A 23,172-nucleotide genomic window follows, 5' to 3' on the forward strand; every position below is an offset into this window, starting at 1 on the left:
TGCCGTTAATTCCTCGTTCCGCTTTTGCTACAATCCCTCCCCCGTTCGAAGATTGAGCAACTATCATGCGTTTAAACCCCGGTCAACAACACGCTGTCGAATTCGTCACCGGCCCCTGCCTGGTGCTGGCGGGCGCGGGCTCCGGTAAGACGCGCGTGATCACCAATAAAATCGCCCACCTGATCCGCGGCTGCGGCTATCAGGCCAAACATATCGCGGCGGTGACTTTTACTAACAAAGCGGCGCGCGAGATGAAAGAACGCGTGGCGCAAACCCTGGGGCGCAAAGAGGCGCGCGGCCTGATGATCTCCACTTTCCATACGCTGGGCCTGGAAATCATTAAACGTGAATACAAAGCCCTGGGCATGAAAGCCAACTTCTCGCTGTTCGACGATACCGACCAGCTGGCGCTGATCAAGGAACTCACCGACGGGCTGGTGGAGAACGATAAAGCGCTGTATCAGCAATTGCTGTCCACCATTTCGAACTGGAAAAACGATCTGCTTAACCCGGCCCAGGCGGCTGCGCAGGCCAAAGGCGAACGCGACCGCATCTTTGCCCATTGCTACAGCCTGTACGACGCGCACCTTAAAGCCTGTAACGTGCTCGACTTTGACGATCTGATCCTGCTGCCGACCCTGCTATTACAGCGTAATGAAGAAGTGCGCGAACGCTGGCAGAACCGCATCCGCTATTTGCTGGTGGATGAGTATCAGGACACCAACACCAGCCAGTATGAAATGGTAAAACTGCTGGTGGGCGCGCGGGCGCGGTTTACTGTGGTAGGCGATGATGATCAGTCCATCTACTCCTGGCGCGGCGCGCGTCCGCAGAACCTGGTGCTGCTCAGCAAAGATTTCCCCGCGTTGCAGGTGATCAAACTGGAGCAAAACTACCGTTCATCCGGGCGCATCCTGAAAGCGGCGAATATCCTGATCGCCAATAACCCGCATGTATTCGAAAAGAAACTGTTCTCCGAGCTGGGTTACGGGGCTGAACTGAAAGTGCTGTTGGCAAATCATGAAGAGCATGAAGCGGAGCGGGTGGCGGGTGAGCTTATCGCTCATCACTTTATCAATAAAACCCAGTACAAGGATTACGCAATCCTTTACCGCGGCAACCACCAGTCGCGAGTGTTTGAAAAACTGCTGATGCAAAACCGCATTCCGTATCGCATCTCCGGCGGCACCTCATTCTTCTCACGTCCAGAAATTAAGGATTTGTTAGCCTATTTGCGGGTACTCACTAACCCGGACGACGACAGCGCGTTTATGCGCATTGTGAATACGCCGCGCCGGGAGATCGGCCCCGCCACGCTGCAAAAGCTGGGCGAGTGGGCGAATCAGCGTAACAAAAGTCTGTTCACCGCCAGCTTTGACATGGGGCTGAGCCAGACGCTGACCGGGCGCGGTTACGAATCCTTAACCCGCTTCACCCACTGGCTGGGCGAAGTGGCTCGCCTGGCGGAGCGCGAGCCGGTGGCGGCGGTGCGCGATCTGATCCACGGTATTGATTATGAGTCCTGGCTTTACGAGACTTCGCCGAGCCAGAAAGCCGCCGAAATGCGCATGAAGAACGTTAACCAGCTGTTTAGCTGGATGACGGAAATGTTGGAAGGCTCAGAACTTGAGGAGCCGATGACGCTGACTCAGGTGGTCACTCGTTTTACCCTGCGTGACATGATGGAGCGCGGCGAAAGCGAAGAGGATCTCGATCAGGTACAGCTGATGACTCTGCACGCTTCGAAAGGTCTGGAATTCCCGTATGTCTTTTTAGTGGGAATGGAAGAGGGGCTGTTGCCGCACCAGAGCAGTATTGATGAAGACAACGTCGACGAGGAGCGCCGTCTTGCTTATGTCGGCATCACCCGCGCCCAGAAAGAACTGACGTTTACCCTGTGCAAAGAGCGTCGCCAGTATGGGGAGTTAGTGCGCCCGGAGCCGAGCCGTTTTCTGCTGGAATTGCCCCAGGACGACGTGATGTGGGAGCAGGAGCGTAAAGTGGTGTCACCTCAGGAGCGAATGCAGAAAGGGCAAGGTCATCTGGCAAATCTGAAGGCGATGATGGCGAAAGCGCGAGGCGAGAAAAACGCGTAAGCGTCCGGCAAAGGACGCTTACGGTTATGCGATTACTAACGGCCAGTGAACATAGCTCTGCCAGAGCTGTTCCTGCTCCAGCGATTCGGCGGCAAGCGGATGGCTGGATAACCAGTTTTCCGGCAGGGTCAGGGTGAGCGTATCGCCCTGTGCTGATAGATCCACCGTTGGCAATGTATCGTCGCGGCGGCGGCTGGCGAACATAATCGACAGCCGCAACAGGCGGCACAGTTGCTCGGCCACGCGTGGCGGCACGGCATTTTGCTGGTGCAACGATGACAAATCCACCGGGCTGGTTTGATTCAACAGCAGCGTAGACAGCAGCTTTTTCTGCGCGGGCGTGAAGCCTGGCAAATCAAGGTTGCTCACCAGCCATGCGGCGTGCAGCGGCGCCTGTTTAAAATCAACGCTCAGGCCTATTTCATGCAGTTGCGCGGCGGCATACAGCATCGCCTTGCTGAGTTCATCCAGTTGCCAGGCATCTGCCGTCTGGGCGACAAACTTTTCCGCCAGATGGGACACGCGTTGCGCTTGTTCGGTATCCACCAGAAACCGGCGCTGAATATTACGCAGCGTGCGGCTGCGAATATCCTGATCCACCGACAGGTGCAGCATGCCGTAGACCAGCCCTTCACGCAGCGCACCGCCCGCCAGCGTCATGCACGCAATATTCAGCTCTTTAAAGATGGCAATCAGAATGGCGAGGCCGCTGGGAAATACCAGCGCGCGCTCAAGCGTCAGCCCTTCGATTTCCAGCTCTTCCAGACGGCCACAGTGGATGGCGCGCTGTTTCAGCTGTTCGAGCTTGGCAAGCGTAATGCGCTCATCCATGCCCTGCGCCATCATGATTTCCTGCAATGCCTGAACGGTGCCGGATGCCCCGACACAGGTTTGCCAGCCGTGTTTTCGCAACTCGCCGATAACCGGCTGTAACACAGCGCTGGCGGCCTGTTGGGCAGCCTCGAAATTTTCTTTGGTCAGGCTACGGTCAGTGAAAAAACGCTCAAGCCAGGTGACGCAACCCATCGACAGGCTGAACAGGGATGTCGCCTGCGCGCCGGTGCCAGTGACCAGTTCGGTGCTGGCGCCGCCAATATCCACCACCAGCCGACGATCCGCGCCGCCCGTAGTGTGCGCCACGCCCTGGTAAATCAAGCGCGCTTCTTCTTCGCCGCTGATCACCTGGATTGGGCAGCCTAAAATTTGCTGCGCTTTCTCGATGAATTCGGCGGAGTTAACCGCGAGACGCAGCGTGGCGGTGGCAACGGCACGTACCTGAATGGAGGGAATATCCTGTAAACGCTCGGCGAACAGCCGCAGACATTGCCAGCCGCGTTCCATAGCATCATGCGAAAGGGTGTTGTCACTGCTTAAGCCCGCCGCGAGACGGACTTTGCGTTTGATGCGCGTGAGGGTCTGGATACTGCCCGCCACCTCACGCACGACCAGCATATGAAAACTATTCGAACCGAGATCTATAGCTGCATACAGCGAGGCGGCGGATGGCATCTGACTTAACCTGTGCGGCGACGGTTTCGGGGCGCGCCACCCGTGCGACGCGGACCATTGCCGGAACGAACACGGGTCAGGCGCTTCGGCGGCGGTAACTGGGTCAGCAGTGCATCAGGGTTGTATTTGCTTACCGGAATCGAATGGCTGATGTAGCTTTCGATGGCCGGCAGGTTCAACGCATACTCTTCACAGGCCAGGCTGATGGAGTGCCCGCTGGCGCCTGCGCGTCCGGTACGGCCAATACGGTGAACGTAATCTTCACAGTCGTCCGGCAGATCGTAGTTGAACACATGGGTTACCGCAGGGATGTGTAAGCCACGCGCCGCAACGTCGGTCGCTACCAGAATATCCAGGTCGCCACGGGTGAATTCATCAAGAATTCGCAGGCGTTTTTTCTGCGCCACGTCGCCGGTTAAAAGCCCGACGCGATGACCGTCAGCGGCCAGATGACCCCAAATATCTTCACAGCGATGTTTGGTATTGGCGAAAATAATCGCGCGATCCGGCCACTCTTCTTCGATAAGGGTCTGCAGCAGACGCATCTTTTCTTCGTTGGACGGATAGAAAAGCTCTTCTTTTATGCGGTGGCCGGTTTTCTGTTCCGGTTCGACTTCCACATATTCCGCGTTGTTCATCTGCTCGAAAGCCAGTTCACGCACGCGATAAGACAGGGTGGCAGAAAACAGCATATTCAGACGCTGGGTCACCGGCGGCATGCGACGGAACAACCAACGAATGTCCTTAATAAAGCCGAGATCGTACATGCGATCCGCTTCATCAAGCACCACGACCTGGATTGCGCCCAGATTAATGTGGTTCTGTTTGGCGTAGTCGATTAAACGACCGGTGGTGCCGATCAGAATATCCACGCCGCTTTCCAGCACTTTAAGCTGTTTATCGTAACCGTCGCCGCCGTAAGCCAGGCCAATTTTCAGGCCGGTGGATTGCGCAAGCGGTTCTGCATCAGAGTGAATCTGAACGGCGAGTTCACGCGTCGGCGCCATAATAATCGCGCGCGGTTGATTCACCTGGCGGTTTTCGATCGCCGGGTTAGAAAGGAGGTAATGAAACGTTGACGTTAAAAACGCCATCGTTTTGCCGGTACCGGTTTGCGCCTGTCCTGCAACATCACGTCCCGCCAGCGTCAGGGGAAGTGCGAGTGCCTGAATCGGGGTGCAATTATGAAACCCTTTCTTTTCAAGGGCTTCAATCACCGCGGGGTGCAGGGCGAAGTCGGCAAACTTCTGTTCTGTTAAATGTGTTTTGCTCATAGTGTGGTAGAATATCAGCTAACTATTGCTTTACGAAAGCGTATCCGGTGAAATAAAGTCAACCTAATGTTGGTTAATGCTACACCAACACGCCAGGCCTAATCTTGTGGAGTAAAACATGAGCGATAAAATTATTCACCTGACCGATGACAGTTTTGACACGGATGTACTAAAAGCGGACGGGTTGATTCTTGTTGATTTCTGGGCAGAGTGGTGCGGCCCTTGTAAAATGATTGCGCCGATTCTGGATGAAATCGCTGATGAATATCAGGGCAAATTGACCATTGCCAAGCTGAACATTGACCAAAACCCGGGCACGGCACCGAAATACGGTATCCGCGGCATCCCTACGCTGCTGCTGTTCAAGAACGGCGAAGTGGCGGCGACCAAAGTGGGTGCGTTGTCTAAAGGTCAGCTGAAAGAGTTTCTGGACGCTAACCTGGCGTAATCGCCTCTTAGCCGGCGCGTACAGGGTCCGAAAAACGTCGGACCGCTGGACGCCCGGCGATAGTCGTGCTAAGTTGTTTATCAACTGCTGTTTGAACTTGCCTTATAGTTTAAATCTTGTAATACCCAATACTTCCCGGCGCTATAAAGACAGACTACCTTTAAGCCCGCGTGAAGTGATTATTATCCGGGCTCATCATTCATTCCGTCTTGTCGTTTCAGTTCTGCGTTCTTTCCTGCAACCAGGCCACGAACAGACATGAGATGAAGGCCGTTAACAGGCATGGATGTTCCTGCCATACCATTCACAACATTAAGTTCGAGATTTACCCCGAGTTTAAGAACCCACCATTATGAATCTTACCGAATTAAAGAATACGCCGGTTTCTGAGCTGATTACTCTCGGCGAAAATATGGGGCTGGAAAACCTGGCCCGTATGCGCAAACAGGACATTATTTTCGCCATCCTGAAGCAACACGCGAAGAGTGGCGAAGATATCTTTGGCGACGGTGTGCTGGAGATATTGCAGGACGGATTTGGTTTCCTCCGTTCCGCAGACAGCTCCTACCTTGCCGGTCCCGATGACATCTACGTTTCTCCCAGCCAAATCCGCCGTTTCAACCTCCGCACAGGGGATACCATCTCCGGTAAGATTCGCCCGCCGAAAGAAGGCGAGCGTTACTTTGCGCTGCTGAAAGTTAACGAAGTCAACTACGACAAACCCGAAAACGCCCGCAACAAAATCCTGTTTGAAAACCTTACCCCGCTGCACGCGAACTCCCGTTTGCGTATGGAGCGCGGTAACGGCTCTACCGAGGATTTAACCGCGCGCGTACTGGACCTGGCATCGCCGATTGGCCGTGGCCAGCGTGGTCTGATTGTGGCGCCGCCAAAAGCCGGTAAAACCATGCTGCTGCAGAACATCGCCCAGAGCATCGCTTACAACCATCCTGACTGTGTGCTGATGGTGTTGCTGATCGACGAACGTCCGGAAGAAGTGACCGAGATGCAGCGTCTGGTGAAAGGTGAAGTGGTTGCGTCAACCTTCGACGAACCGGCTTCTCGCCACGTTCAGGTTGCGGAAATGGTTATCGAGAAGGCCAAGCGTCTGGTTGAGCACAAGAAAGACGTGATCATTCTGCTCGACTCCATTACCCGTCTGGCGCGCGCCTACAACACCGTGGTACCGGCTTCCGGTAAAGTGTTGACCGGTGGTGTGGACGCCAACGCCCTGCATCGTCCGAAGCGTTTCTTCGGTGCCGCGCGTAACGTGGAAGAGGGCGGTAGCCTGACCATCATCGCGACTGCGCTGATCGATACCGGCTCTAAAATGGACGAAGTTATCTACGAAGAATTTAAAGGTACAGGCAACATGGAACTGCACCTGTCTCGTAAGATTGCTGAAAAACGCGTGTTCCCGGCGATTGATTACAACCGCTCCGGTACCCGTAAAGAAGAGCTGCTCACGACTCAGGAAGAGCTGCAGAAAATGTGGATCCTGCGTAAGATCATTCACCCGATGGGCGAAATCGACGCAATGGAATTCCTCATTAACAAGCTGGCTATGACGAAGACTAACGATGATTTCTTCGACATGATGAAGCGCTCTTAAGTTGTAAAAACTCGGGGAACGCCACGCTTTGTCGTGGCGTTTTTCATTATAGTTTTTGGGATACGGAATTTTCCTCTTGCTCCAGGGTTTTTTCCCTGCCAAGGTCGCGTGACTTCTGTGAGTTAGCTATCTTTATCTTGCTGAATAATAAATAGTCCCTTTCAAGGATGATGCATGACCGCCCTTCTGAAGCAATGACTTCGCGGTTATACTTCCAACGGACTTATCTTTTGCAGAGAGCGCACACTGTGAATGTAATTACCTCGGGTGCCGAGCTAATCGGTATCTTTTTATTCACAACCATTTTTCTTTTTTTCGCCCGCAAGGTGGCTAAAAAAATTGGATTGGTGGATAAGCCCAACTTCCGCAAACGCCACCAGGGTCTTATCCCCTTAGTGGGCGGAATTTCCGTCTTTGCAGGCATCTGCTTTACTTTCGCCATCGCTGACTACTATATCCCTCATGCCATGCTGTATTTGTCGTGCGCCGGTGTGTTGGTACTGGTCGGGGCCCTGGACGATCGTTTCGATATCAGCGTAAAAATTCGCGCGCTTATACAGGCCATCATCGCTGTCGTCATGATGTGGTTCGGCGGGCTGTATATGAGCAGTCTGGGCTACATTTTTGGCTCATGGGAAATGGTGCTCGGTCCGTTCGGCTATTTCCTGACGCTGTTTGCGGTCTGGGCCGCTATTAACGCCTTCAATATGGTTGACGGGATCGACGGGCTGCTCGGCGGTCTTTCCTGCGTGTCGTTTGCCGCCATGGGGCTGATTTTGTGGTTCGATGGGCAACTGAGTCTCGCGATGTGGTGCTTCGCCATGATCGCTGCCATTCTCCCCTATATCCTGCTGAACCTGGGCGTGCTGGGCCGCCGTTATAAAGTCTTTATGGGCGATGCAGGCAGTACGCTGATTGGTTTTACCGTTATCTGGATCCTGCTTGAAACCACCCAGGGCGTGACCCATCCGATTAGCCCTGTCACCGCGCTGTGGATTATCGCCATCCCGTTGATGGATATGGTCGCGATCATGTATCGCCGTTTACGCCGCGGCATGAGCCCTTTCTCGCCGGACCGCCAGCATATACACCACTTGATCATGCGGGCCGGTTTTACTTCCAGACAAGCCTTTGTACTGATTACGCTTGCCGCCGCGCTGCTGGCGGGCATTGGTGTCGCTTCCGAATACGCACATTTTATCCCTGAATGGGTGATGTTGGCATTGTTTTTGCTAGCATTTTTCCTTTACGGGTACTGTATTAAACGGGCGTGGAAAGTCGCGCGTCTGATCAAGCGCATCAAACGTCGGATGCGCAGAAATAACGATAACAACCCGACATTAACCAAATGAAGCTGGGGAAGTGATGAAAGAGCAATTGCCAGGCACACAACAGGGGATAGTTGAAAATGAACTGGACGTGCGCGGTCTGTTCCGCACGTTCTGGGTGGGCAAAATCTGGATTGTCGGGTTTGCCGCGCTGTTTATCATCGGCGCGCTGGTGTACACCATTTTCGCGCGCCAGGAGTGGAGCGCGACGGCCATCACCGATCGGCCAACCGTGAATATGCTGGGCAGCTACTACTCGCAGCAACAGTTCCTGCGTAATCTAGATGTCAAAGCCAATCCTAATGGGGTTGAGCAGCCGTCGGTCATGGATGATGCGTATAAAGAATTCATCATGCAGCTTTCCGCCTGGGATACCCGCCGCGATTTCTGGCTTCAGACCGATTACTACCAGCAGCGTAAAGCCGGTAACAGTAAAGTTGACGCCGCGCTGTTAGATGAACTGATCGGCAATATCCAGTTCACCGCGGGGGATTTCACCCGCAATTTGAATGACAGCGTCAAGCTCATCGCGGAAACCGCGCCGGACGCCAATAACCTGCTGCGTCAGTACGTGGCATTTGCCAGCGAACGTGCCGCCAGCCATCTCAATGACGAACTGAAAGGCGCCTGGGCTGCACGCACTATCCAAATGAAAGCGCAGGTCAAGCGTCAGGAAGCCGTGGCCAAAGCTATTTATGCCCGCAAAGTACAAAGCGTGCAGGAAGCATTAAAAATCGCCCAGCAGCACAATATTTCCACCAGCGAGACTCAGGTGCCTGCTGAGGAGTTACCGGATTCAGAGCTGTTTATGCTGGGGCGTCCGATGTTACAGGCGCGCCTTGAGAACCTTCAGGCGGTCGGGCCCTCCTTTGACATCAGCTACGATCAAAATCGGGCGATGCTTACCACCCTCACTGTTGGCCCCTCGCTCGATCCTCGTTTTCAAACCTACCGTTATTTGAGAACGCCAGAGGAGCCTGTGAAGCGCGACAGCCCGCGTAGAGTATTCCTGATGATTATGTGGGGCGCTGTTGGCGCACTTATTGGCGCAGGCGTTGCCCTGGCTCGCCGTCGTCCGGCATAAGCATTTTGTAATGCGCGTAGAGTGCTGCGCGCGGATTTAATGGAAGAGAAGCGTTGTGAAAGTATTAACCGTTTTTGGCACGCGTCCGGAAGCCATCAAAATGGCACCGTTGGTACACGCGCTGGCAAAAGACCCGTATTTCGATGCCAGGGTCTGTGTAACCGCACAGCACCGGGAGATGCTGGATCAGGTACTGCATTTGTTTTCAATCGTACCGGATTACGATCTCAACATTATGAAACCGGGGCAGGGATTAACGGAGATAACCTGTCGGATACTGGAGGGATTAAAACCGGTTCTCGAAGAGTTTACACCCGATGTGGTGTTAGTTCATGGCGACACCACCACGACCGTGGCAACCAGCCTGGCGGCATTTTATCAGCGTATTCCTGTGGGGCATGTCGAAGCGGGATTACGTACCGGGGATCTCGGGTTGCCGTGGCCTGAAGAGGCGAACCGTACCTTAACGGGCCGTTTGGCGTTATATCACTTCGCGCCAACCGAAAACTCGCGCGCGAATTTATTACGCGAAAACGTGGCGGATAACCGTATTTTCGTCACGGGCAACACGGTGATTGATGCATTGATTTCAATACGCGATCGCATCCTTGCGGATGATTCGCGCCAGCGCGATCTGGCGTCGCGTTACCCTTTTTTACGTGACGATAAAAAATTAATCCTGGTGACGGGACACCGTCGCGAAAGTTTTGGTCAGGGATTCGAGCATATCTGCGAGGCGTTAGTGGAAATCGCGCGCCAGAACCAGGATGTACAAATTGTTTATCCGGTGCATTTGAATCCGAATGTGAGCGAGCCGGTGAACCGTATTCTTGGGCAGGTCGATAACGTAACGCTGATCGAACCGCAGGATTATCTGCCGTTTGTCTGGCTAATGAATCGTGCCTGGCTAATCCTGACGGATTCAGGCGGCATCCAGGAAGAAGCGCCTTCGCTGGGTAAACCCGTGCTGGTCATGCGGGAAACCACCGAGCGCCCTGAAGCCGTCAAAGCAGGCACGGTACGTCTGGTCGGTACTGACAGGACACGTATTGTTGCGGAAGTCTCCCGTCTTCTGCATGACGATAGGGAATATCATATTATGAGTAAGGCCCATAATCCTTATGGCGATGGAAAAGCCTGCGCTCGCATTTTGCATGCATTAAAAAACAATCGGATAACATTATGAGTTTCTCCACTATTTCAGTAATTGGGCTGGGATACATTGGTTTGCCAACCGCCGCCGCCTTCGCATCGCGTCAGAAGCATGTTGTGGGTGTCGACATTAGCTCCCGCGCGGTTGATACCATTAACCGCGGTGAAATTCATATTGTTGAACCGGAATTAGGCAGCGTCGTGAAAGCGGCGGTCGAAGGCGGCTTTTTGCGCGCGACTACCCAACCCGAGGAAGCCGATGCGTTTCTGATTGCGGTGCCGACGCCGTTTAAAGGCGAGCATGAGCCAGATATGAAATACGTGCAGGCTGCGGCGGAATCTATCGCCCCCGTGCTGCGCAAAGGAAACCTGGTGATTCTGGAATCCACATCGCCTGTCGGTTCTACCGAGCAAATGGCGCAGTGGCTGGCGGCATTACGCCCGGATCTCAGCTTTCCCCAACAGGCTGGCGATGATGCGGATATCAACATCGCCTATTGCCCGGAACGCGTTCTGCCCGGCCAGGTGATGGTCGAGCTGATTAAAAACGACCGCGTGGTCGGTGGTATGACGGCAGTATGCTCTGCGCGCGCCAGCGAACTGTATTACATCTTCCTGGAAGGTGAGTGTGTGGTTACCAACGCCCGCACTGCTGAAATGTGCAAACTGACCGAAAACAGCTTCCGCGATGTGAATATCGCTTTTGCCAATGAGCTGTCGCTGATTTGCGCCGATCAGGAGATCAACGTGTGGGAGCTGATTCGCCTGGCGAACCGTCACCCGCGCGTCAATATTTTGCAGCCTGGCCCAGGCGTTGGCGGGCACTGCATTGCGGTCGATCCGTGGTTTATTGTGGCGCAGAATCCGCAGCAGGCGCGTCTTATCCGCACTGCCCGCGAAGTGAACGATTACAAACCGCATTGGGTGCTTGACCGTGTTAAAGCGACCGTGGCCGATTGCCTGGCTGCCAGCGGAAAGCGCGCCAGCGAGCTAAAAATCGCCTGCTTCGGGCTGGCATTTAAACCCAATATCGATGATTTGCGCGAAAGCCCGGCTATGGAGATTACCCACCAAATCGCCCAGTGGAACAGCGGCGAAACGCTGGTGGTCGAACCCAACATTCATCAGTTGCCGGAAAGCCTGGCGTCGCACTGTAAGCTGATCGCCATTGACGAGGCGCTGGCCCAGGCCGATGTGCTGGTGATGCTGGTTGATCATGCGCCGTTTAAAGCGATTGAGGCCAGCGCTGTTCAACAAACGTGGATCGTCGATACCAAAGGAGTATGGCGATGAAACGTGGTTTACAGGGGTGATGTCGTGACTATCCAGGCCAGCATTGATGCTCTTGAATGGGAAAGCCGGTTCTTTGGTATCAATACCGCCATCCTGCGGTTGAGCGATGACGCGCCGGTGCTGGATGCTACGCAGTTGACCGCCTGGTCCCGGGTGCAGGCGAAAGTGCCTGCGCAGCGCACGGACTGGCTGGATGCGCTACAGCAGTTGCAGTTTCAACTGGTAGAAGGCGAAGCCGATTTTATGCTGGATGTGGGCATCGGTAATACCGATCCCGGCCTTCAGCCTGCGGGGAGAGAAGATATTCCCGCTCTGCGCGCCATGGCGGCCACGCTGTTTGCCAACAGCCGTTTTCGCGCGCCCTGGTACGCCCCTGACGCCAGCGGGCGCTTTTACGCGCAGTGGGTGGAAAATGCCGTCAACGGCAGTTTTGACCATACCTGCCTGGTGCTGCGCGAGGACGACGGCGCCATCCGGGGATTCGTCACGCTGCGCTGCCTCAATAACAGCGAGACGCGTATCGGCTTGCTGGGCGGTTATGGCGCAGGGCGCATCCTGATGGATGCCGCGCGCCACTGGTGTGAAATTCGTCAATCAGACGTGTTGCGTGTGGCGACCCAAATGGGTAACCGTGCCGCCATTCGTCGCTACATTCAAAGCGGTGCTACCCTGGACAGCGCCGCGTACTGGCTATACAGGTGAACAGATGATCCCATTTAATGCTCCGCCCGTGGTTGGAACGGAAATTGACTACATGCAGTCTGCGATGGGCAGTGGAAAATTGTGTGGCGACGGCGGCTTTACCCGCCGCTGCCAGCAATGGTTCGAACAGCGCTTCGGCAGCGGCAAAGTGCTGCTTACGCCATCCTGCACCGCATCGCTGGAGATGGCGGCGCTACTGCTGGATATCCAGCCCGGCGATGAAGTCATCATGCCGAGCTATACCTTCGTTTCCACCGCCAACGCCTTTGTGCTGCGCGGCGCGAAAATCGTCTTTGTCGATCTGCGTCCCGACACCATGAACATCGACGAAACGCTAATTGAAGCGGCGATAACCGATAAAACCCGCGCGATCGTGCCGGTACATTATGCAGGCGTGGCCTGTGAGATGGACGCGATTATGACGATCGCGAAAAAGCATAATCTGTTCGTGGTGGAAGACGCGGCGCAGGGAGTGATGTCCACCTATAAAGGCAGCGCGTTAGGCACCATCGGTCATATCGGCTGTTTTAGTTTCCATGAAACCAAAAACTACACCGCCGGCGGCGAAGGCGGCGCGACGCTGATTAACGATCCGAAGCTGATTGAACGTGCGGAGATCATTCGCGAGAAAGGCACCAACCGTAGCCAGTTCTTCCGGGGCCAGGTCGATAAATACACCTGGCGGGATATCGGCTCCAGCTATTTGATGTCAGATCTGCAGGCGGCCTATTTGTGGGCGCAACTGGAGGCGGCGGATCGCATCAACCAGCAGCGCCTAACGCTGTGGCAAACCTATTATGACGCGCTTGAACCGCTGGCGCGCGCGGGGCGTATTGAGTTGCCTTTCATCCCGGACTCCTGCGGCCATAATGCGCATATGTTTTATATCAAACTGCGCGATATCGACGATCGCAGCAATCTGATCGCCTGGCTGAAAGAAGCGGAGATCCTGGCGGTCTTCCATTACATCCCGCTGCACAGTTGCCCGGCAGGCGAGAAATTTGGCGAATTCTTTGGTGAAGACCGCTACACCACCCGCGAAAGTGAACGCCTGCTGCGGTTGCCGCTGTTCTACAATCTGGCACCTTTCAACCAGCGTACGGTTATCAATTCGCTGCTAAGTTACTTCGCCTGATATGTCTCTTGCAAAAGCCTCAGTGTGGACGGCAGCGTCCACGCTTATCAAGATTGCTGCCGGTTTGCTGGTGATCAAACTGCTGGCGGTGGCGTTCGGCCCGGAAGGGGTCGGGCAGGCAGGAAACTTTCGTCAGCTCATCACTGTATTAGGCGTTCTGGCGGGTGCCGGGATTTTTAATGGCGTCACTAAGCTGGTGGCCCAGCATCATGACGATGCTGAACAGCTAAGGCAGGTGACCGGCACGTCGTCGGCGATGGTGTTAGGGTTTTCCACGCTCTTGGCAATCATTTTTTTGCTGGCTGCTCAGCCCATCAGCATGGGTTTGTTTGGGCATGATCGCTACCAGAGCGTGGTGCGAATGGTGGCCTTTATCCAGATGGGGATCGCCTGGGCCAACCTGACGCTGGCAATCCTGAAAGGCTTTCGCGATGCGCGCGGTAATGCGCTCTCGCTGATTATCGGCAGTATCACTGGCGTTGCAGCCTGGTATCTGTGTTATCGCCTCGGCGGCTACGAAGGCGCTTTGCTGGGATTGGCGCTGGTGCCTGCGCTGGTGGTTTTCCCGGCGTTGTGGATGCTGAAACAGCGTGAGCATGTGCCCTTGGGTTATCTGAAACCACGCTGGAACAGCCCTCTCGCCAGACAGCTGTCGAAGTTTACCCTGATGGCGTTAATCACGTCGGTTACGCTGCCCGTAGCCTATGTGATGATGCGCAACCTGATGGCGACGCAGTACAGCTGGGATGAAGTCGGCATCTGGCAAGGCGTGAGCACCATCTCCGATGCCTATCTGCAATTCATTACCGCCACGTTCAGCGTCTGGCTGCTGCCCACCCTGTCGCGGCTAACCGCCAAACAAGACATCACCCGTGAGGTGGTGCGTTCGCTGAAGTTTGTGCTTCCGGCGGTGGCCGCGGCGAGCTTATCGGTCTGGCTGTTACGCGACGTCGCTATCTGGCTGCTGTTCTCGGCAAAATTTAGCGCAATGCGCGATCTGTTTGCCTGGCAACTGGTGGGCGATGTGCTGAAAGTGGGCGCTTACGTTTTTGGTTATCTGGTTATCGCTAAAGCGTCGCTGCGCTTTTATATCCTGGCGGAGCTCAGCCAGTTTGCACTGCTGACCGGGTTCTCCCGCTGGCTTATCCCTGCCCACGGCGCGCTGGGGGCGGCACAGGCATACATGGCCACGTATATCGTTTATTTCACCTTATGTTGCGGCGTATTTTTACTCTGGCGCAGGAAAGCATGAACCCGTTAATTCATATTCTGGGGTCGGATATTCCCCACCATAACCAAACCGTCCTGCGCTTTTTCAATGATGAATTAGCGCCGCTGGGGCCACTCGCCCGGCGCTTTATGGTGGTTTCGCAGGATGCGTCATTGCAAAGCCAGTATCCCGCGCTGGAAATTACGCGTTATCCCACTAAAAAAGCGCTCAGCGCTGCGGTTATCGCGCTGGCGCGTAGCGATCGCGCGCAGCGTTTTTTCTTCCACGGGCAGTTTAATGCGCCGCTGTGGATAGCCTTGTTGACCGGCGGGCTAAAATCTTCGCAGGTGAGCTGGCATATCTGGGGGGCCGATCTGTACCAGGCGTCGCGCAGCCTCAAGTTTCGGCTGTTTTATTTCCTGCGCCGGCTGGCGCACAAGCGCGTGGGACACGTATTTGCCACACGCGGCGACCTGAATTACTTTCATCAGCGTAATCCTGCGGTGCCGGGTTCGCTGCTCTACTTCCCTACCCGTATGGACCCGGCGCTCAACACGTTGGAAAAGGCGCCCGCGACGGGTAAATTGACCATTCTGGTAGGAAACTCCGGCGACAGGAGTAATGAGCACATTGCGGCGCTGAAGGCGGTGCACCAGCAGTTTGGCGATAACGTAGACGTGATTGTGCCGATGGGGTATCCGGCTAACAATCAGGCCTACATTGCGGAAGTCGAGCAGGCCGGGGCGTCGCTGTTCAGCGCTGACCATCTGCACATTCTGCGTGAGCAGATGGCGTTTGACGATTATCTCGCCCTGCTGCGTCGCTGCGATCTGGGCTATTTTATCTTTGCTCGCCAGCAGGGTATCGGCACGCTGTGCCTGTTGATTCAGGCCGGAATCCCCTGTGTGCTGAGCCGTCAAAACCCGTTCTGGCAAGATATGACGGAGCAGCATCTGCCGGTTTTGTTCACCGACGATATACTTAACGAAACGGTCATTCGCGAAGCGCAGCGTCAGCTCGCCCTGGTGGATAAAACAACCATCGCCTTCTTCCGGCCCGGCTATATTACTGGCTGGCATCAGGCGTTACGCGTGGCGGCGGGAGAAGCATCATGAGCCTTTTGCAGTTTAGCGGCCTGTTTATCGTCTGGCTGTTGGCGACGCTGTTTATTACCACCACCACCTGGTTTGAATTCCGCCGGGTGCGGTTTAATTTCAATATCTTCTTCTCGCTGCTGTTCCTGCTGACCTTTTTTTTCGGCTTTCCGTTTACCGCCTTACTGGTGTTTCGCTTTGACGTCGCCGTGGTGCCCGCGGAGGTGCTGCTACAGGCGCAGCTCGCTGCCGCGTGTTTCTATGGCATCTATTATGTGACCTATAAAACGCGGCTCAGGCCGCAGGGCAATGGGCGCGCGCGCCAGTTGTTCTCGGTAAATCGCGTTGAGGCGCAGTTGACGTGGATGCTGCTGATGGCGATCGCGCTGGTTAGTGTGGGCATCTTCTTTATGCACAACGGCTTTTTGCTGTTTCGCCTGCACGCCTACAGCCAGATATTTTCCAGCGAAGTCTCCGGCGTGGCCCTGAAGCGCTTCTTCTACTTTTTTATCCCGGCGATGCTGGTGATCTACTTCCTGCGTCAGAGCGTCCAGGCGTGGCTATTTTTCCTCGTGGTGACCGTGGGGTTCGGTTTGCTGACCTACGCCATCGTCGGCGGAACGCGCGCCAATATCATTATCGCCTTCGCGATCTTTTTGTTTATCGGCATTATTCGCGGCTGGATATCCCTGTGGATGCTGGCGGCGGCAGGGGCGATGGGCATCGTCGGGATGTTCTGGCTGGCCCTCAAGCGCTATGGGCTGGATGTCCGCGGTGATGAAGCGTTTTACACCTTTCTCTACCTGACCCGCGACACCTTCTCGCCGTGGGAGAACCTGGCGCTGCTGCTACAAAACTACGACAACATTGATTTCCAGGGGCTTGCGCCCATCGCGCGCGATTTTTATGTCTTTATTCCTACCTGGCTATGGCCAGACAGACCCGGTATCGTGCTCAACTCGGCGAACTACTTTACCTGGGAAGTGTTGAACAACCACTCCGGGCTGGCCATTTCGCCGACGCTGATCGGTTCGCTGGTGGTGATGGGCGGCGTGTGGTTTATTCCGCTGGGCGCGGTGGTGGTCGGGCTGATTATCAAATGGTTTGACTGGCTTTATCAGCACGGTATTAGCGAAACCAATCGCTACAAGGCCGCGATTTTGCAGAGTTTCTGCTTTGGGGCCATCTTTAATATGATTGTGCTGGCTCGTGAAGGCCTCGATTCGTTTGTTTCACGCGTGGTGTTTTTTATGGTGATATTCGGCGCCTGTTTGCTGATCGCCAAATTACTGTACTGGATGTTGGAAAGTGCCGGGTTGATTCGTGGCAGGGTCCGTTCACTATCAGGGCGTTTTCCGCCTGGTCACAATCTCGGATAAGGAAGCAGATGACTGACGACAATAATGCGCCGCGTTATAACTTGCGTGGGCTGAATTTGCTCGGTTGGCGTGATAAACAACATGCCCTCAATTATCTCTATGCGCATGGACAGCTTAAATATGGGACGCTGGTGGCCATCAACGCCGAGAAGATGCTCACCATCAACGACGATACAGAGGTCAGGGCGCTGATTGAGGCGGCAGAGTACAAGTACGCGGATGGCATCAGCGTCGTGCGTTCGGTACGCAGAAAATATCCTCAGGCGCAGATATCCCGCGTGGCGGGGGCAGACCTGTGGGAAGCTTTAATGGCGCGTGCCGGGCAGGAGGGGACTCCGGTGTTTCTGGTCGGTGGAAAACCCCATGTGCTGAACGAAACGGTCAGCCAACTGCGGCAGCGGTGGCAGGTCAACGTGGTCGGCGCACAGGATGGCTATTTCCCCCCGGAAGCGCGTCAGGCGCTGTTTGAACGGATCCGCGACAGCGGCGCGAAAATCATCACGGTGGCGATGGGCTCGCCACGCCAGGAAATTTTCATGCGCGACTGCCGAAAGGTGTTTCCGGATGCGCTGTATATGGGCGTCGGCGGCACCTATGACGTTTTCACCGGCCATGTGAAGCGCGCGCCGAAAGCGTGGCAGCGTCTGGGGCTGGAGTGGCTATACCGTCTGCTCTCCCAGCCCAGCCGTATTACCCGCCAGCTCCGTTTACTGCGCTATCTCGCCTGGCATTACACCGGCAAGTTATAACCTCTCCACGGCGGAACTTCCCTCCGCCGTGCTGCCACTTCCTCAAGATTTTTTTCTACTTCTCAACATTTTTTTAATCTGTCATTTGCCATTTTGGAAAATTTAGGAAACCATGCGCGGGTTTTAGCGCCTGATCTTCACGTCCGTGAGGGTGGGTGGCGATTAACCCTATGGCATGACCCATAACAATAACCGGCGCAGCCGGAGCAACACATCACAACACAGAGGATTTATGGCAGAGAAAAAACCAGAGCTTCAGCGCGGGCTGGAGTCTCGACATATCGAACTTATCGCCCTCGGGGGCACGATTGGCGTTGGCTTGTTTATGGGCGCGGCGAGTACCCTGAAGTGGGCGGGCCCATCGGTACTGCTGGCGTACATTATCGCTGGCCTGTTTGTCTTTTTTATCATGCGCTCTATGGGCGAAATGCTGTTTCTGGAGCCGGTAACCGGTTCGTTCGCCGTCTACGCGCACCGCTACATGAGCCCGTTCTTTGGTTATCTGACGGCCTGGTCGTACTGGTTTATGTGGATGGCGGTGGGGATATCGGAAATCACCGCGATTGGGGTTTACGTCCAGTTCTGGTTCCCGGAGATGGCCCAGTGGATACCGGCGTTAATCGCAGTCGGGCTGGTGGCGCTGGCAAATCTGGCGGCGGTGCGGTTGTACGGTGAAATCGAGTTCTGGTTCGCCATGATTAAAGTCACCACCATTATCGTGATGATCGTAATTGGCCTGGGCGTGATTTTCTTTGGCTTCGGCAACAGTGGCCAGGCGGTCGGCTTCTCGAATCTGACGGAACACGGTGGATTCTTTGCGGGCGGCTGGAAGGGCTTCTTAACCGCGCTGTGCATTGTGGTAGCGTCATACCAGGGCGTGGAGCTGATCGGCATTACCGCCGGTGAAGCGAAAAATCCCCAGGTCACGTTACGTAGCGCCGTCAGCAAAGTGCTGTGGCGTATTTTGATTTTCTATGTGGGCGCGATTTTCGTTATCGTCACGCTGTTTCCATGGGATCAAATTGGCAGCAACGGCAGCCCCTTTGTCCTGACCTTCGCCAAAATCGGTATTACCGCCGCAGCGGGCATCATTAACTTTGTGGTACTCACGGCGGCGCTCTCGGGCTGCAACAGCGGCATGTATAGCTGTGGACGTATGCTTTACGCCCTGGCCAATAACCGCCAGTTGCCATCGATGGTAGGTAAAGTCTCGAAAAACGGCGTTCCGGTCGTCGGCGTGGCGATTTCTATCGCTATCCTGCTGATTGGCTCCTGCCTGAACTACATCATCCCGAATCCGCAGCGCGTGTTTGTTTATGTCTATAGCGCCAGCGTATTGCCGGGCATGGTGCCGTGGTTTGTGATCCTGATTAGCCAGCTGCGCTTTCGCCAGGTGCATCGCCAGGCGCTGGCGAGCCATCCTTTCCGCTCAATGCTTTTCCCGTGGGCGAACTATTTGACGATGACGTTCCTGATTTGCGTGCTTATCGGCATGGGATTCAATGAAGATACTCGCATGTCCCTGATTGTCGGGGCGCTATTCCTGGCGCTGGTATCGGCGGTGTACACGTTATTCGGCTTCAATCGACACAATTCACTGCCTAAAGTGGAGAGATAAGCGACAAAGTGCGCAAAGCATAACCAAACGCGCATTTTCTTAAAAAAAGCACTAGACAGCAGGGCGCGAAGTCCGTAGTATCCCCCTCCGCAACGGCGCTACGCGCCCGTAGCTCAGCTGGATAGAGCGCTGCCCTCCGGAGGCAGAGGTCTCAGGTTCGAATCCTGTCGGGCGCGCCATTTAAATGAGGCGCTTGAGCGGTGAAGTAGAACAAAGCGCGTAAAGATTTGCAGTGGTGGCTATAGCTCAGTTGGTAGAGCCCTGGATTGTGATTCCAGTTGTCGTGGGTTCGAGTCCCATTAGCCACCCCATTATTTAGTGGCGATGCGAAGGTGGCGGAATTGGTAGACGCGCTAGCTTCAGGTGTTAGTGTCTTAACGGACGTGAGGGTTCAAGTCCCTCTCTTCGCACCACAACTGAATTGAACTAAAAATTCAAAAAAGCAGTAATTCGGCGAGTAGCGCAGCTTGGTAGCGCAACTGGTTTGGGACCAGTGGGTCGGAGGTTCGAATCCTCTCTCGCCGACCAATTTAGAACCCCGCTTCGGCGGGGTTTTTTCTTTTCTGTTTCCCTTCAATTTTCTTATGCTTATCCATCACTGTCGCAGAATAGCAACGATAAACGCTGTGCTTGTCGTTAATATGCGACACCTAATTCATTGAAAAATAAAATAAAGGCAATATCAGCGCCGTAATGTCTCTGACTGGCGACAGATAAACCGCGTTCAGATCACATTCTTAGTCCTGTGACGGTTGTTTTCATGCAGCTAACTCGCTGAATAATAGCGCCTGTTTTCGGAACATTTAACGCTGCGTACCTGGCACAGAATGTGCAATAATATTTGCGTAGATGCTCATTCCATCTCTTATGTTCGCCGCAGGCTTCATAAACCCAGGAATGATGCAGAGCCGTTTAACGGTGCTTATCGTCCACCGAGAGATGTCGCTAACGCCTCATCAAACACCATGGACATAACGTTGAGTGAAGCACCTCTTTGTTGTCACAGACCTCTTTAACACCTGCCAACTGGCAGGTGTTTTTTTATCTGCGCTTTAAAGCGATGTAGAAAAGAAATCGCCTTCCCGTCTGAGAAGGCGATAGAGGAGGGTTACTGCGGAGGATTGTTTTGCAGCGTCAGCATCAGGCCGTCGCGGCGCATTTGCGCGGCTTCTTCCGGCTGATGCAGTCTGTCCAGCACATCGGCGAGCCTGGCGTAGTCAAACGCATCAGGCCGCTGTTTTAACGCCGCGCGAAACGCGATGCTCGCTTCCTGCCATTCGCCATGCTTCATCAGCAACTGGCCCAGGGTACTCCACAATAACGGGCGATCGCCCTGGGTTTTAATTTGCTGGCGCAGCGCTTTTTCAAGCTGTTCCGGATTGCCGGTTTTCAGGCGCGGCATCAGCATCACCAGGCGCTCATCGTACTGACGTTTCAGGCCATCCAGAATGATGGTCTGAGCGGTATCGTGATCGTCACATTCGATAAGATGCTCTGCCATCGCCACCTGAAGCGCGGTTTGTTGACGCGTCTTACGGCTTTGGTTTTGCCACCATGCTTTCAGACCGTCGCTGCCCTGTTCGGCGCGCGCCTGATCCATCAGCCCGATCCACGCCTGCTGCTGTAGCGCATCGCGATGAGCGTCGTCCGCTACCTGCGCTTTGTGCATCGACGGCAGGATATCCAGCAACGAATTCCACGCGCCGGTGCGCACATAGGCTTGCTCCGCCAGGCGCAGCACTTCCGGATGACGTGGGGTCACTTCCAGCAGCCTGTCAACGCCGTGACGCGCCGCGTGATTTTCATTACGCGCCAGTTGCAACCGTACCCGGGTGATCTCTACCGGGATTTGATCGCCGTCGGCCAGTTCCGCCGCGCGCTCCAGGTGCTGATTGGCGCGAATCTCATCGCCGCGCTGCTGCGCCGCTTCCGCCGCCAGCAAGTAGTTCACCACCGGCTGTTCGGCATGGTCGGCGTTTTTCGACATCAGCTTTTCAACCTGCTGATAGTCGCCTTCCGCCAGTTTCAACAAGGCCTGGCTGGTTTGCTTACGGGCGCGATTGCGTTTACGGCCCAGGAACCAGCCGCGGGTGCGTGCGCCGGTGCGGAACAGTCGTCGCAGGATCCACTCGATCGCAAACAGCACTACCAGCGCCAGGATCAAAATGATCGCTAACCCGGTGACGCTGGTTTCGATGTTCCAGTTGTCGGTCTGGATCAAGACATAGCCCTGGTGACCGGCGATCATCGGCCCCACGACGATCCCTGCCATCAGCAGCAGGAAAAGCAACAGTACTTTTACCATCACTGTTCTCCCTGTGCCGGTTCAGGTGCCGCAGGCGCTTCGCCAGGGGCGGCATCTGGCGATACGGCGGCAGGCTGCGCCAGCAGATTACGCACCCGGGTCTGCATCAGTTTTTCCAGAATCGGCTGGCTTTGCAGGGTCTCCGGCACATCCATGGTGATGTTTTGCTGGCTTAACGCATCCAGCGTATCAAGAAAGCCTTTAGTGGTGGCGTCGTCAGTGTCGTAATAGGCGCGCACCCAGGTCGATACGTTATCCAGCGATTGCTTGTAAGTTTCATTCTGATGGCGCGGTACCGCCTGCGCAGCCACTAACAGCCGCGAACGGATGTTCTCGCGCAGGTAGATATCCTGATTGGGCGCCAGCAGCGGAACAGCGGTGTCATCGCGGCGGCGAATAGTAATGAAGCTGTCCATAAAGTTATGCCAGCTCTTCACCAGGTTTTGACGCCATTCGGTCACGGTGCTGGAAAGCTCGGTACCGTCGCTATCCATGGGCGCGGAATCATTGTCGTTATCCGCCAGGCGCAGATTATCGACCTGATTAGCCAGTTGGTTCAGCTTCAGGATGATGCCGTCATAATCCACCTGCGACACCGCAGACAGGGTGGCGATATCATCGGTAATGGCGCGACGGGCGGTAATCAGGCTCGGATCGTTCATATCCGCGAGGCTGGCATCGGCACTTTTCAGCAGCGCGGCGGCGGTGGTGACATCCTGATCGCTCCACAGTTTGCGGCCAGCCAGTTTCACCAGGAAATCCGATTGCGCCAGCAGCCAGGTTTTGGCGTCGGTTCCGGAGATGGTGGCAACTTTTTGCTGCACTTCATCCAGCTGGCGGGTCAGGTTTTCCTGCTCGCGTTTCGCCGCATCCAGCGCGCCTGCCTGCTGTTTAATGGTGTTTTCCAGATCGGTTTTCTGGGATTGCTGCTGCTGTTGCAGCGCAGTCAGCTGGCCTTCCAGTGCTTCAAGCGTGGCAGCCTGGTTAGCGGACTGATGTTTGCCCCAGCTATATAGCCCTACGCCCGCGGCCAGCGCAATGGCGATTGCCACCGCGCTTAAGGCCAGCGCGGTATTGATTTTACGGTCTTTTTTCTCGGGTTGTTGAGGCGGGGAGGTGATTTCCACCGTATCCCTGTTTTCTTCAGGCACAGTTGAGGCGTTTTGTTGTTCCGTCATTATGGC

The 23,172-nt window shown here is 55.1% G+C and carries 18 protein-coding genes and 4 tRNA genes; 18 read left to right on the top strand and 4 right to left on the bottom strand.

What is annotated here, in order from left to right; translation table 11 throughout:
• The first annotated feature begins 65 nt into the window (after positions 1–65).
• Positions 66–2,096, top strand: a complete 2,031-nt coding sequence (gene rep, locus FHW74_RS21395; protein WP_183172323.1) for a DNA helicase Rep — start codon at positions 66–68, stop codon at positions 2,094–2,096.
• 24 nt (positions 2,097–2,120) lie between these two features.
• Here the strand turns inward: rep and gppA are convergent, their stop codons facing one another.
• Together gppA and rhlB are read right to left on the bottom strand one after the other, a co-directional pair.
• A complete protein-coding gene (gppA, locus tag FHW74_RS21400; protein ID WP_183172324.1) occupies positions 2,121–3,605 on the bottom strand; it encodes a guanosine-5'-triphosphate,3'-diphosphate diphosphatase in 1,485 nt (494 codons plus the stop codon).
• Between the two features lie 5 nt (positions 3,606–3,610).
• Positions 3,611–4,879 carry an ATP-dependent RNA helicase RhlB gene (gene rhlB / locus FHW74_RS21405; RefSeq protein WP_183172325.1) on the bottom strand — a complete coding sequence of 423 codons (1,269 nt, stop codon included), beginning with the start codon at positions 4,877–4,879 and terminating at the stop codon, positions 3,611–3,613.
• A 118-nt stretch (positions 4,880–4,997) separates the two neighbouring features.
• Between rhlB and trxA the strand changes: the two genes are divergently transcribed.
• The 17 genes from trxA to FHW74_RS21490 all read left to right on the top strand — a co-directional run bounded on the left by trxA (position 4,998) and on the right by FHW74_RS21490 (position 20,211).
• Positions 4,998–5,327 carry a thioredoxin TrxA gene (gene trxA, locus FHW74_RS21410; RefSeq protein ID WP_002437994.1) on the top strand — a complete coding sequence of 110 codons (330 nt, stop codon included), beginning with the start codon at positions 4,998–5,000 and terminating at the stop codon, positions 5,325–5,327.
• A gap of 352 nt (positions 5,328–5,679) precedes the next feature.
• Positions 5,680–6,939, top strand: coding sequence for a transcription termination factor Rho (gene rho, locus FHW74_RS21415; RefSeq protein WP_002437993.1), 1,260 nt, complete (start codon positions 5,680–5,682; stop codon positions 6,937–6,939).
• 248 nt (positions 6,940–7,187) lie between these two features.
• Positions 7,188–8,291 carry a UDP-N-acetylglucosamine--undecaprenyl-phosphate N-acetylglucosaminephosphotransferase gene (wecA, locus tag FHW74_RS21420; RefSeq protein WP_183172326.1) on the top strand — a complete coding sequence of 368 codons (1,104 nt, stop codon included), beginning with the start codon at positions 7,188–7,190 and terminating at the stop codon, positions 8,289–8,291.
• Positions 8,292–8,304: 13 nt separating this feature from the next.
• Positions 8,305–9,351 (top strand): ECA polysaccharide chain length modulation protein, encoded by a 1,047-nt coding sequence (gene wzzE / locus FHW74_RS21425; protein ID WP_183172327.1) that lies wholly within the window; start codon positions 8,305–8,307, stop codon positions 9,349–9,351.
• 55 nt (positions 9,352–9,406) lie between these two features.
• The gene (gene wecB, locus FHW74_RS21430; RefSeq protein WP_183172328.1) at positions 9,407–10,537 is read left to right on the top strand and encodes a non-hydrolyzing UDP-N-acetylglucosamine 2-epimerase; all 1,131 of its coding nucleotides are present in this window, start codon (positions 9,407–9,409) and stop codon (positions 10,535–10,537) included.
• Positions 10,534–11,796: a UDP-N-acetyl-D-mannosamine dehydrogenase gene (wecC, locus tag FHW74_RS21435; RefSeq protein ID WP_183172329.1), complete on the top strand. Its 1,263-nt coding sequence runs from the start codon at positions 10,534–10,536 to the stop codon at positions 11,794–11,796. Before wecB ends, wecC begins: the two co-directional genes overlap by 4 nt.
• Before the next feature lie 24 nt (positions 11,797–11,820).
• Complete coding sequence (gene rffC, locus FHW74_RS21440) at positions 11,821–12,498, top strand: dTDP-4-amino-4,6-dideoxy-D-galactose acyltransferase (protein WP_183172376.1); 678 nt, start codon at positions 11,821–11,823, stop codon at positions 12,496–12,498.
• Between the two features lie 4 nt (positions 12,499–12,502).
• Positions 12,503–13,633 carry a dTDP-4-amino-4,6-dideoxygalactose transaminase gene (gene rffA, locus FHW74_RS21445; protein WP_183172330.1) on the top strand — a complete coding sequence of 377 codons (1,131 nt, stop codon included), beginning with the start codon at positions 12,503–12,505 and terminating at the stop codon, positions 13,631–13,633.
• Between the two features lies 1 nt (position 13,634).
• Positions 13,635–14,885: a lipid III flippase WzxE gene (gene wzxE / locus FHW74_RS21450; RefSeq protein WP_183172331.1), complete on the top strand. Its 1,251-nt coding sequence runs from the start codon at positions 13,635–13,637 to the stop codon at positions 14,883–14,885.
• Entirely contained in the window at positions 14,882–15,958 is a 1,077-nt protein-coding gene (locus tag FHW74_RS21455; RefSeq protein ID WP_183172332.1) for a TDP-N-acetylfucosamine:lipid II N-acetylfucosaminyltransferase, read from the top strand. The genes wzxE and FHW74_RS21455 overlap by 4 nt, the downstream gene beginning before the upstream one ends.
• Positions 15,955–17,316 (top strand): ECA oligosaccharide polymerase, encoded by a 1,362-nt coding sequence (gene wzyE, locus FHW74_RS21460; protein WP_183172333.1) that lies wholly within the window; start codon positions 15,955–15,957, stop codon positions 17,314–17,316. Before FHW74_RS21455 ends, wzyE begins: the two co-directional genes overlap by 4 nt.
• A gap of 8 nt (positions 17,317–17,324) precedes the next feature.
• On the top strand, positions 17,325–18,065 hold the full coding sequence (gene wecG / locus FHW74_RS21465) for a lipopolysaccharide N-acetylmannosaminouronosyltransferase (RefSeq protein WP_183172334.1): 741 nt from the start codon (positions 17,325–17,327) through the stop codon (positions 18,063–18,065).
• Between the two features lie 232 nt (positions 18,066–18,297).
• Entirely contained in the window at positions 18,298–19,683 is a 1,386-nt protein-coding gene (locus tag FHW74_RS21470) for an amino acid permease (protein ID WP_183172335.1), read from the top strand.
• A gap of 102 nt (positions 19,684–19,785) precedes the next feature.
• A tRNA-Arg gene (locus FHW74_RS21475) sits at positions 19,786–19,862 on the top strand.
• A 56-nt stretch (positions 19,863–19,918) separates the two neighbouring features.
• Positions 19,919–19,994, top strand: a tRNA-His gene (locus FHW74_RS21480).
• Positions 19,995–20,009: 15 nt separating this feature from the next.
• A tRNA-Leu gene (locus FHW74_RS21485) sits at positions 20,010–20,096 on the top strand.
• Positions 20,097–20,134: 38 nt separating this feature from the next.
• Positions 20,135–20,211, top strand: a tRNA-Pro gene (locus FHW74_RS21490).
• Between the two features lie 580 nt (positions 20,212–20,791).
• On the opposite strand, the gene hemY is transcribed toward FHW74_RS21490, so the two are convergent.
• Together hemY and hemX are read right to left on the bottom strand one after the other, a co-directional pair.
• Positions 20,792–21,988, bottom strand: coding sequence for a protoheme IX biogenesis protein HemY (gene hemY, locus FHW74_RS21495; protein ID WP_183172336.1), 1,197 nt, complete (start codon positions 21,986–21,988; stop codon positions 20,792–20,794).
• Positions 21,988–23,166, bottom strand: coding sequence for a uroporphyrinogen-III C-methyltransferase (hemX, locus tag FHW74_RS21500; protein ID WP_183172337.1), 1,179 nt, complete (start codon positions 23,164–23,166; stop codon positions 21,988–21,990). The genes hemY and hemX overlap by 1 nt, the downstream gene beginning before the upstream one ends.
• Positions 23,167–23,172 lie beyond the last annotated feature (6 nt).

Source organism: Atlantibacter sp. RC6, from assembly GCF_014193285.1.
In the GTDB taxonomy this organism is placed as follows: Bacteria; Pseudomonadota; Gammaproteobacteria; order Enterobacterales; family Enterobacteriaceae; genus Atlantibacter.